General features: G+C 59.3%; 6 protein-coding genes. 4 read left to right on the top strand and 2 right to left on the bottom strand.

Translation table 11 applies throughout. The annotated features are described in order from the left end of the window. Nucleotides 1-309 precede the first annotated feature (309 nt). Complete coding sequence (locus ACLP2E_RS06000; protein WP_442465416.1) at nucleotides 310-1,125, bottom strand: class I SAM-dependent methyltransferase; 816 nt, start codon at nucleotides 1,123-1,125, stop codon at nucleotides 310-312. A 1,251-nt stretch (nucleotides 1,126-2,376) separates the two neighbouring features. On the opposite strand from ACLP2E_RS06000, the gene ACLP2E_RS05995 reads away from it, so the two are divergent. Beyond that, the gene (locus ACLP2E_RS05995; RefSeq protein ID WP_442464393.1) at nucleotides 2,377-3,135 is read left to right on the top strand and encodes a LuxR C-terminal-related transcriptional regulator; all 759 of its coding nucleotides are present in this window, start codon (nucleotides 2,377-2,379) and stop codon (nucleotides 3,133-3,135) included. Between the two features lie 49 nt (nucleotides 3,136-3,184). Here ACLP2E_RS05995 and ACLP2E_RS05990 read toward each other — a convergent pair whose 3' ends face one another. Next, nucleotides 3,185-4,192 (bottom strand): metallophosphoesterase, encoded by a 1,008-nt coding sequence (locus ACLP2E_RS05990; protein ID WP_442465415.1) that lies wholly within the window; start codon nucleotides 4,190-4,192, stop codon nucleotides 3,185-3,187. 755 nt (nucleotides 4,193-4,947) lie between these two features. Here ACLP2E_RS05990 and ACLP2E_RS05985 point away from each other — a divergent pair. The 3 genes from ACLP2E_RS05985 to ACLP2E_RS05975 all read left to right on the top strand — a co-directional run. Then, entirely contained in the window at nucleotides 4,948-6,711 is a 1,764-nt protein-coding gene (locus ACLP2E_RS05985; RefSeq protein WP_442465414.1) for a family 16 glycosylhydrolase, read from the top strand. A gap of 174 nt (nucleotides 6,712-6,885) precedes the next feature. After that, nucleotides 6,886-9,561: a type I secretion system permease/ATPase gene (locus ACLP2E_RS05980; protein WP_442465413.1), complete on the top strand. Its 2,676-nt coding sequence runs from the start codon at nucleotides 6,886-6,888 to the stop codon at nucleotides 9,559-9,561. Then, nucleotides 9,558-10,941, top strand: a 1,384-nt coding sequence (locus ACLP2E_RS05975; RefSeq protein ID WP_442465412.1) for an HlyD family type I secretion periplasmic adaptor subunit, incomplete at its 3' end; no start/stop codon positions are given. The genes ACLP2E_RS05980 and ACLP2E_RS05975, both read left to right, overlap by 4 nt.

The raw sequence follows: 10,941 nt of genomic DNA, 5'->3' as shown, positions 1-10,941 counted from the left end.
CCGATCTCCTGCCATGGGGCGACGCGTTCAGCGCAAAGGCCGCCTGACCGGACGGTTACGATGTTCGCAGAGCCGCAAGAAAACCCTTGATCAAGGGGCGCCGTCCAGACATGAGCGGATCGTCGATTGCCTCTTTCTGACGCAGGGCGACGACTTTATTCTCGGTCATGACGTAACGCTCCTACGGGAGGTTCGGGCAGGTTTGGTCACCAACCCCGTTACGCCGCCTTCCTCACGCCGTCATCACCCAGTTTCCGCCATAGCTCAATGCTTTCACGGGTCATGGGTATAAAAGAGAAAGTGAAGCGCTCATATCAACTCGCTTTTGATGGATTTGCGGCAAACGTAATAGATCCAGGGATCATCGACAGTTTCAGCCCACTCTCCAGGTCGTAGCCACCGGCCATCGAGCGCAACGGGTTCAATGGAGCCAAATCCGGAATATTCCAGCTGTCTAATCTGATCCGGGATCGAAATATAATATATTAGCAAGCTGTAGAAGTGAGCGCTATCATTCCGCAAGCTATAATTCTCATGCTCGCTCTCGAATGGCTTCATCCGCAGGTGGTTGACCGACGATGGGAGCAATCCCGCGAGCGTGCGCAGAGTGTGACGTGGTCGGCGAACCGGGTCGAGGTTCATGCTCCGAATCTCCCATGGAGGAGCCGCGGGCCGGCACGCTCGATTGTGAGATGAAAAAACGAACAGCCCGCCCGGCGCCAGGATTCGGTGAATCTCGCCGAGCGCCTGTAACCGCCCATTATGGTCCGGGTAGTCCAACCCGTTGAAGCTGAAGAGCGCCATGTCAAACTCGGAGTCGGCGAAGCGTGACAAGTCCATGGCGCTGCAGACAGCGAAATTGCCTGTTGGAAACTTGCGCCGACAATGGTCAACCATCTCGGGAGCGATATCAATTCCGACATAACCTTCCCCAAGCGCCAGGAGAAATGGAACAGTTCTTCCAGCGCCAACGCCAATGTCGAGGATTTTTTTGCCGCCAAGCTCCGACTGGAAACGTCTGAATATGACTTGTTCGGCAATTTGTAGCCCGGTTAACTGCGCGTAGTACTTGACGTTCGATGGTTTGCGGAAGACTGAGAGAATGTCTGTTTTGAATGCGGGCATGTCCGGGGTCCCCCACGTACTGCGCGAGGCCTCCGGTTCGATTTGAACCGTCAGCTAGCGGAATTGCAGCGGCTCGCTTGGCTGCGCTTTTCCTTGCCAAACCAAACGAACGGGTGCGGCGGCCATAGGCGCCACAACACAGCGGTGGCTGGCCACGTGCGTGTTAGGCGCCCATGTAGCGCGAACGCCGCACCCGACTACCGGGCGGTTGAGGGGCGAAGCGCTGTCGGCATGCCGAACGCACAGAGCGTCAAGGCGCGGATCTGCGACAAACATCGCATTGCTATCTCTTAGAAGCTATGTGAAATACCTACGCCTTTTGGCTCTACCACTATTGAGCCTGATCGGCAAAGGCGGCTCGAACGGCCCAATTCTCATAGCCTTCAGGCCATCTATTTTGACAAAATAAGTAAAAAGTTCAAACTATTAGCTGCGTGCAACAAACTGCGGCGCAACCAATCGCGATCAGGGGGGCGCCAATTATCTCCCCAATTTCTTAAAATTTCCTCTTTCTGCGATGCAACCATACCAAAGCAGGACAGTTGTGCAGCTTGGAGGTTGCAGGCTGCGGCCGCGTATAAGCTATTTGTTGCAATGCATAGGCTGCAATCGCACAGGTGACGTTTGCGCCGGAACGGGAACGTATGAAAAGCGGATTTGCTCGCAATATCTCATTTGGAAGCGCATGCGTTTAGGACAAAAATGATTTCGATTTAAATATCCGGGATCTGATGAGAATTAATATCAAATATATTGCTTCATAAATTTGTTATATACTTGCTTTAGTCGATGGTGCGGTTAATTTATATTGCTTAAATACATATTTATTAGTATCTATTATGCGTATTTCACGATTTTAAGCATGATTGAGTTATCGTAACTTGTATTGTGTCGAGATAACGGGGGGCTAGTCATGTATCGGGGGCACGTTGTTGCGCGCGGAACGCGGTCGTCCAGCAGGCTTGAAAGCGCCAGCGGGATGTGTCGCCTTGCCCATTATGCGACCAGGTCGGATTCCGCGGCCTCGGACTGGACCGCGCAAGTCAGCGGGGGCCGATCCCGGGCGTTGTCAAAACTTTTTAAAACTGCGGTCCAGGGTTGCTCGGGGAGCGACCCTGTACGGCGCGCGACGGGATAACGTGGGCTTCAAGCGAGTGGCTTACTAAGTATTTATGGAGGTCGACGATGTTTGGAAACGAAAATTCGAGGTTCCCGAGAGTGGCTGAAATTCCCTGCCAGGGGACCGCGAGCGTGAACAATACCGCCGATGAACCGAGGTCGCACTCGACCCTTTCCGATTTGACCAGCGTGATCGTTATCGTCGAGCGCAACGATTTTTTGCGCGATTGCTTGCAATGCTGCGTCACCAGCCACTGGCCAATCAAGAGCGAAGCTTGCGCGAGCCTTTCGGAATTGACGGAAATTCAGGCGACGCCTCGTTCGACCCTGGTGGTGTTGTCCCTCATTTCCTTGAGCGACGAGCAAGCCGAAGCGGAGTTGGCGCTGCTGAAGGATCTCGATCCATGCATACGCACCATGGTCCTGTCCAAGACCGACGACTTTCACGACGCCCTGATCGCGCTGAGGCAGAGGGCGAACGGTTACATATCGTTGAACGCGCAATTTGAGTTTTTCATCCAGGCCTTGCGATTTGTCGGCGCCGGAGGAACTTATTTTCCGGCGCAATGCCTGCTCACGGCCCAGCCCGAACCATTAGCCACACCTGAACAGGTCGTCGCCAACGGCATTACTTCCCGCGAACTGTCGGTGATCCAGGCGATCCGCCAAGGCAAGTCAAACAAGGTGATCGCCTACGAATTGAACATGTGCGAGAGCACGGTGAAAGTCCACGTGCGGAATATAATGAAGAAGCTCAACGCCAGGAACCGAACCGACGTCGCCATCAAGGGCGCCGACCTGGTGACGGCGCCCTCGCGCGCCGAGGCGAGTGGGCGGACGCCGTTCTGCTACGATCAGGTTGAGGCCAAGCACCACAACGCCGCCGAATAAATGAGCCGTTCTCGATAATGAGCGCCGCCGTTCGCCCGCCTTGTCGCGCCTAGCGTACTGGGCTGCCTGCCCGCAGCGCAACCGCGGTCAGCGAAGATGCGACCTCGCCGCGAACAGTTCGCAGGTCGTATGGGGCAGGAAGCTGGACCGTATTCAATGAGGATTCAGCGCCGATTTCGACAAGGACGACCTCGGGAGGAACGCCAAGACGCACCGGCCACCATGAACAACCGAGGCCGCCGGAGACAATCAAATGCCGGCCACGGTCGAAAAAATGCCCGTAGCTGTAGACGCGGCTGAGCGGCGACGGAATGAAGGGCGCCATTCCTAAAACGCGAACCTGTCCGCCGTGGGTGTGTCCCGCAAGCGTAACCGATACCCGCTCGGGTACAGTTGGGAAAATATCGGGCTCGTGCGCCAGCAGGACGACTGGCGAATCGTCGGCGACGCCATTGAGCGTCGCTTCGAGATCATCGACGCCGCGCTTGCCTCCCGGCCGACCAAGCCTGCGCCAGGCGAACGCCTCCTGATCGCCGAGGCCCGCGAGCCAGAATTTTTCCCGGCCTTTTGCAAGCTGAATGCTCTTGTTTTCCAGGACAGGAACGCCCGCTTGTTCGAGCGCGACTTTTGCCGCGACCGGGCCGTGTCCGCGCGCGAGCGCCGCCCTGTCGTCCCACCAATCATGATTTCCCAGAATCGCGTAGACGCCGAGCGGCGCCCGCAGCGCGGCCAGCGCATGCGCCCACTCCTTGTTGGGCACGACTGCCGTGATTTTCGCATGACCGGCGACGTAATCGCCGAGGAGGACGATAACGTCGGCGCCCAACATATTGGTGGCGTGAACGATTTGCTCGATGCGCTCGACGTTCATCCACGGCTCGCAAGCGTGCAGATCGGCTATTACCGCGATTTTCAGTCGCAAATTCGCAGGCCATGACGTCGGCTGCAAACTGTAGCGCGTTACCGCAGGGAAAAGCTGCGGCTCGACACCGACGCTGTAAATTCCGAGGAAACTCGCGGACGCTGACGTCAGTAGCAAGGCTCGTCTTGTCAGCATCCGCAATCCCGCATCGGCGATGGCCTCGTCCACATGATTCCGACAACGCGCGCCAGCGAATATGTGTTGCAAAAGACCTGAGGGTTAATCGTAAAAAAAGGGCGCGATTGTGACGATGATTGCGCGGAATTGCCCCCAAACTTTGGCGGACGGTCGTGTGACCATGCGATTGCCGCCAGTACAACTTGATTGAGAACCTCCCCGTGCGCCACGGTCTTGACGGCCCCGCCGGCGATCTGGAACCCGCTGGCCGATTCGTTTTCGGCCTGCACGAAGCGTGATTCGCCCTTGCTGGATCGGTTTGCGGGGCCGTCCAGCGACGCCATCTTGAGCGAAAGGCAGAAAATTTGCACGCAATTCACAGCCTTGATTCAGCATATCGACGCAGTTGATCACCCGTCTTCGCCCGGCGTCTTCCAGTCTCCGTGTTCTTGCAAAAAGACCGGAATGTCTTGGGTTTCAACAGCAAAGATTATGATGAATATCGGCAACGCTTAAGGTCGCTTAGTGATTTGATTCAAATCATTTTTTGTTGGCTTTAATTTTCCAGCAAGGACTTTGCTGCACACTTTCGCCATATTGAAGCTCTAGGTGTGGGCCGCCTTAGGTATCGTCGATGCCTTCGGGAAGCTCAAATAGCCTATAAATTGTAGCTAATTGACTTGCGTAAGACTACCACGCGCCTTGATACCTTTAATTGAGGTATTCGTGGGGGGGAGAGTGCGTCAGATCTTCGTTCACACCAAGGATGGAAAATGTCTACAACTCTAACGGCCCCCACTGGATTCACTTCCAGCGATCTCGTTTTCAATGATAGTTTCACCGGCACAAGTCTAGACACTGCCGCCTGGAACACCTTTGTGACCAGCAATGCCGCCCAAGGATACCCGTGGAACGATAATGGGCTGGGTGGTAGCAGCGAAGGCCCCACTTATGACGCCGATTACAACATGCCCTCCCAGGTCTCGGTCAACAACGGGCTGACGCTTACCGCTGTCCAGCAGAGCATTACCGCCGCCGGCTCGACGTATGCCGTGACGACTGGCGCGGTCTCCAGTTACGGAAAATTTGAATTCGACGGCGGTTACCTGCAGGTCAGCATGAAGGCGCCATCTGGCGACGGCGCCTGGCCCGCTCTGTGGTTGCTGCCCGGCTCAGGCGCGGGAAACTCCGGCGACAATTTTGAAATCGACATGCAGGAGGGCGGCGAGACAGGTTCAGGCCCTACCAACGATATGATGTCCTATAATTTGCACAATTCCTCCGGCGACAGTTTCGGCAATACTGTGAACACAGGCACCGATCTGACTGCAGGTTACAATACCTACGGAATCGACTGGGTGCCCGGCAAATCGATCACCTATTACCTGAACGGCAAGGTAATCGGGGAAATAACCAGCGCCCAGACCACCATCCCGGATGAGCCGATGGAGGTGATCATGAGCAATGAGGTCGCGAATTCCAACGCGAGCAGCTGGCACACGACCCTCGATAGCTCGACGCCGCAATCGATGGCCATGCAAATCGCCGACGTGCAACTCTACCAGGCGCCGGGCTCCGGCGACACCGTCCTTGGCGCCAACGTGACCGCGGGTTCGACCGGGACCACGGGCACGACCGGGACAACCGGGACTACGGGCACAACCGGGACCACGGGCAGCGGTACGGGAACGGGCACAACCACAACTACGCCAACCGCGCCGACGGTGGCGATCACCAGCGCGGGCGGGACGGTTACCAACGCGGACCCGCTGATCTCCGGAACGGTGGATGTCGCGGACGCAGGCTCGACGGTCAAGATACTGGACGGGAAGACGCAGATCGGCACGGCTGTGGTAGCTGCCAATGGCGCGTGGTCGGATGAAGTGACGCTTACCGGCCAGGGCGCCAATGTGATCACGGCGACCGACACCAACGCCGGTGGAACGGGCGTGTCCAATGCTGTGACCTATACCTTGACGTCGGCGACCACGACCACCCCTCCGGTGACCACCCCTCCGGTGACCACATCGTCGACGACCACCTCGCCTACCCTCACGATTGCGGATTCCGCGCTTACCGTAACCGGCGGCGGTGGAAAGGTCGGTCTCGGCGTCAGCATGACATCGCCGACTTCCGCCACCGACGAGACCCTGACGATTACGGGACTTCCGCGCTACGAAACAATCACCGACGGCCATGGAGACCGGTTTCATGGAAGTTCGATCACGCTGACCGAAGCGCAGGTCGATAGCGGACTGACGCTGACTTCAAATTACCGTGGCCATCAGCATCCGGTCGCGACGCTGACACTCACCGCGAGTGACACGGTCGCCGGCGCTACGGTGAAGTCGGCCAGCCAGTCCATTGTCGTCACCGATCCGCCGCCGGTTTCCTCGACGACAACCGCCAAGCTGGCGCTGTTGAACCAGTTTGCCGCCAGCGGTTTTGAAAACGATTGGAAGGGCGCGCCGTCGATGGCCAACGGCTCCTCTCAATGGGCCGACCAAAACGGCTTCCTCACCTCGCCTCACCACTGATAGGGGCCAATTTCCGTGGGTGGCCCCGCCTCCCACGGCCGCAATACGTGTTCAATGAGAGATGCGCCTCAGTCGCTGCGACCGGGTTCCGGTCGCAGCGGTCCGCGCGCCTTTTGGCTTGAGGCTGAGACGGCGCAATCCGCACCACAAACATTCGAGACGAAACGATAACGTATGGCTTCACGACAGGGAAATACGCAGGATTTGAATTCCGGCGCCTTCGCTTTGGCGATTTTTCTGCGGCTGCATGGCGTCGCGTCCGCCCATACCGAGCAGTTCGAACGCGACGCTGCTGGCGAAATAGGCGTTAAGCAAATAGTGCAGCAGGCCCGTAAATTCGGGGTCAGGGCGCGCGCCCGCACGACGGACTGGGCGCGGCTCGCGCTGGCGAAACTTCCGGCGATCGCGGTTTTGCGCAGCGGCGATTTTCTGGTGCTCGGCAAGATGACCGAAGACAGCGTGATCGTGGTGCGCTCGTCATTCTCCGCGCCGAAACCAAAACCAGAACTGATGACTCGGGCCCAGTTCGAAGAGCAATGGGGCGGCATGGTTCTGCTGGCCGAACAGCGCGCCGCGACATTGCGCGCCCGCGCCAGAGACGTCTTGAGCGATCTCAAGGGCTTTTTCGCCAGCGCGGCGCAACGTCTTGGCGGCGCGGCCAAAAGCCTGAGCCTTGTCCGCAAAGCAAACCTGGAACGGCCTGCGACCATCGATTTCGGCGCCAACGCCGCGGAGAACGCCGAAGTCGCCGAATCCGGACTCGGCGCATTGGTGCTGCTGCTTGGCTGCCACGGCATTGGCGCCGATCCCGCCCAGTTGAAACACCGGCTCGGCGTCGCGCGCGTCGGCGTCGTTGAAATGCTGCGCTGCGCCAAGGAGCTTGGCCTCAAGGCCAGCGCGCGCAAGACGCACTGGGATCGCCTTGCGGGAACCCCGCTCCCGGGGATCGCCGTCCTGAGGGATGGCGGCTTCCTGATTCTCGGCAAGGTCGGCGACGACAAGGTTCTGGTGCAATATCCTGCCTCGGCACAGCCGGAGATGCTTTCGCGCGCCGAATTCGAGGCGATGTGGGACGGTCGGCTGGTGCTGATGGCCCGCCGTTCGGCCCTCGCGGAGCTCAACCGCCGCTTTGACATCACCTGGTTCCTCGGCGCCATTCACAAATACCGCCGCCTTCTGATCGAAGTGCTCGCCGCGTCGTTTTTCCTCCAGCTTTTTGCGCTGGTCTCGCCGCTGTTTTTCCAGGTCGTCATCGACAAGGTGCTGGCTCATCGCAGCCTGAGCACACTGGACGTACTGGTCGGCGGCCTTGTCGCCGTGACCTTTGCCGAGGGGATTCTCGGCGCCTTGCGAACCTATCTGTTCACGCATACGACCAATCGTATCGACGTCGAACTCGGCGCGCGGCTATTCAAGCATTTGCTGGCCTTGCCGATCGCCTATTTTCAATCGCGTCGCGTCGGCGATTCGCTGGCGCGGGTGCGCGAACTCGAAAACATCCGCCAGTTCTTGACGAGTTCCGCGCTGACCCTGGTCGTCGACCTGTTCTTCACCTTCGCCTTTCTGGCGGTTATGTTTTACTATTCGACGACCTTGACCTGGATCGTGCTGGCGTCATTTCCCTTCTACATCGGATTTTCAGTTGTCGCCGCCCCGATGTTCCGTCGGCGGCTCGACGAGAAATTCCGGCGCGGCTCCGAAAACCAGGCCTTTCTGGTCGAATGCGTCTCCGGCGTCGAAACGCTGAAAGCCATGGCGGTCGAGCCGCAGATGCAGCGCCGCTGGGAAGAGCAACTCGCCGGCTACGTGGCGGCGAGTTTTCGCGTGCTCAACCTCAACAACAACGCCAGCCAGGCCGTGCAGACGATCAACAAGCTGGCCACCGCCGCAATCCTGTATTTCGGCGCGAAGCTGGTGATCGGCGGCGATCTCTCCATCGGCGAACTGGTCGCCTTCAACATGCTGGCCGGTCGCGTCAGCGCCCCGGTGCTGCGGCTCGCGCAAATGTGGCAGGAGTTCCACCAGGCCCGCCTCTCCGTCGACCGCATGGGCGACATTCTCAATACCGTCCCGGAGCCCAGTTTCAGTCCCGGCCGCGTCGCCCTTCCTGCAATCCGCGGCGAAGTCACTTTCGACCATGTCAGCTTCCGTTACCGCGTCGATGGCGCGACGACGCTGGACGACGTCAATTTTTCGGTAAAGCCCGGCCAGGTGATCGGCATCGTAGGCTCCTCGGGTTCCGGCAAGAGCACTCTGGCCAAGCTGGTGCAGCGGCTCTACGTTCCGGAAAAGGGGCGCGTGCTGGTCGATGGAGTCGATCTCGCCATGGTCGATATCGCCTGGTTGCGCCGGCAGATCGGCGTGGTGATGCAGGACTCCTGCCTGTTCAACTGCTCGATCCGCGACAATATCGCCCTGGCCGATCCGGCCATGCCGATGGAAAGGGTGATCGCCGCCGCCAACTTCGCCGGCGCGCATGACTTCATCCTCGAACTCCCCGACGGCTATGACACGGTCGTCGGCGAGCGCGGCGGGACGCTCTCGGGCGGCCAGCGGCAGCGCGTCGCCATAGCGCGCGCCCTGGTGACCGACCCGCGCATCCTGATTTTCGACGAGGCCACCAGCGCCCTGGATTACGAGAGCGAACGCGCCATTCAGCAGAACATGAAACGCATCGCGGCGGGACGAACCGTGTTCGTCATCGCGCACCGCTTGTCCACCGTGCGTCAGGCCGATCGAATCCTGACCATCGAGCACGGCCGCATCGTCGAAGATGGGGCGCACGAGCAATTGATCCGGCAGAACGGCCGCTATTCGAAGCTCCACCAGATGCAGGGAGGCTTCCAATGAGCGCGGCCAATCAAAGAATCGTTCCTTTTCCCAAGCGGAAAATCGAGCGCAACACGCATGAAATCGCCTTTCTTCCTGCTGCGCTCGAAATAACGGAAATGCCCCCCTCGCCGATCGGGCGGGCCATAGGCGCGACCATTGTCGGCATATTCTGCTTCGCTCTGGGATGGGCCACGTTCGGGCATGTCGATATCGTCTCGAGCGCCAGCGGCAAGATCGTGCCGAGCGGACGGTCCAAATTGATCCAGCCTTTCGAGACCGGGGTCGTCGGCGCGATTCACGTTCGTGACGGACAGAAGGTCAAAGCCGGCGAGGTGCTGATCGAGCTCGATCCGACCATGACCGGAGCCGAGGAAGAACATTTCAGGGGGGATCTGCTCGCCGCCGAACTCGAAGTCGCGCGACTGCGCGCGGCGCTGGCCGCGCAGACCAATGTCGTCGCCAATCCGCTCGACGGCTTTCAGCCGCCGCAGGGCGCCAGTCCGCAACAGATCGAAACGCAACGGCAGTTCCTGGTCAGCCAAACCTCCGAACAAGTCTCCAAACTGGCGGAACTGGATCGCCAGGTGGCGCAGAAGGAGGCCGAACGTGCGACGGTCGCCGCTGGAATAGCCAAGCTCGAAGCGACAGTTCCCGTGCTGCAGGAGCGGGTGGACGTGCGCAAGGTGCTGTTCGACAAGGCCCTGGGCAGCAAACTGGTCTATCTGACGGAGTATCAGGATCTCGTCGCCATGAAGCAGGATGTCTCGGTGCAGCAGAGCCGGTTGCTGGAATCCGAAGCAGCGATAGCGTCCCTGCGGGAGGCGCGCCAGCGCACCGAGGCCGAGTTCCGCCGCACTATCTTCTCTGACCTTTCCAAGGCTGAGCAGCGCGTTGCGGGACTGGCGCAAGACGCCGTGAAGGCTGAACGGCGAAGCGGATTGCAACGTTTGACGGCGCCGGTCGACGGCGTGGTTCAGCAGCTTGCCGTTCACACGGTCGGAGGCGTGGTGACGCCCGCCCAGCCTCTCGCCGTCATCGTTCCCGAGGACAGCGCCATCGAGATCGAAGCCATGTTGCCGAACCGCGAAGTCGGCTTCGTTCATGCCGGGCAGGATGTGGAGATCAAGGTCGATACGTTCAACTTTACCCGGTACGGTCTCATTCGCGGTTCGGTTGTAAGCGTGTCGCAGGACGCGGTGACGCCGGCGCCCCAGGGCAAGAGCAATGAATCGCCCGATGGCGCGTCCGTGAACGCGAACGAGCGAAAAGAGGGTTCGCTCGACTATGTCGCGCGCATCTCGCTCGACAAGACGCAGATGAACATTGACGACAAGTTGGTGAATCTCAGTCCCGGCATGGCGGTGACGGTCGAAATCAAGACCGGTTCGCGCCGCATCA

Origin of the sequence: Rhodoblastus sp. (assembly GCF_052145335.1) — a bacterium.
Classification (GTDB): domain Bacteria; phylum Pseudomonadota; class Alphaproteobacteria; order Rhizobiales; family Beijerinckiaceae; genus Rhodoblastus.
The sequence above is the reverse complement of the archived record's forward strand: the minus strand, read 5'-3'. Positions and strand labels throughout refer to the sequence as shown.

Excerpts from the sequence above, each read along its gene's own strand:
- ACLP2E_RS05980 (WP_442465413.1), top strand. The coding sequence starts at position 6,886 with ATGGCTTCACGACAGGGAAATACGCAGGATTTGAATTCCGGCGCCTTC.
- ACLP2E_RS05990 (WP_442465415.1), bottom strand. The coding sequence starts at position 4,192 with ATGCTGACAAGACGAGCCTTGCTACTGACGTCAGCGTCCGCGAGTTTC.
- ACLP2E_RS05985 (WP_442465414.1), top strand. The coding sequence starts at position 4,948 with ATGTCTACAACTCTAACGGCCCCCACTGGATTCACTTCCAGCGATCTC.
- ACLP2E_RS06000 (WP_442465416.1), bottom strand. The coding sequence starts at position 1,125 with ATGCCCGCATTCAAAACAGACATTCTCTCAGTCTTCCGCAAACCATCG.